This is a genomic window from Mycetohabitans sp. B2 (assembly GCF_021733735.1).
Taxonomy (GTDB): domain Bacteria; phylum Pseudomonadota; class Gammaproteobacteria; order Burkholderiales; family Burkholderiaceae; genus Mycetohabitans; species Mycetohabitans rhizoxinica.
The window spans coordinates 1-225 of record NZ_JAHKSP010000166.1 but is presented as its reverse complement, the minus strand read 5'-3'; the positions used below and the strand labels follow the sequence as shown (position 1 = coordinate 225).

General features: G+C 57.3%; 1 protein-coding gene. It reads right to left on the bottom strand.

Annotation, left to right across the window (positions count from 1 at the left end):
* On the bottom strand, window positions 1–225 hold a 225-nt coding region (locus KPG66_RS17240), incomplete at both ends, for an AMP-binding protein (RefSeq protein ID WP_237071661.1).

Here is a 225-nt window from a genome sequence, read left to right as displayed (position 1 = left end):
CACCCAGTGGCACTGGCTGGCCGTGCGCATCGAGCAGATAAACGCGCGTGTTCGCAATCGGTCGGCCGATGCTCTCAATCCATGCCTCGCCCCGTTGAATCGATAACCACGTCGAATAGGTGGTGCTCTCCGAAGGCCCATAAAGGTTACACAGACGTTGGATGGGCGTTTGCTCAAAGATTTGCTGAATGAAGCGCGCTGTCAGCGGCTCACCCGCCAGGTTAA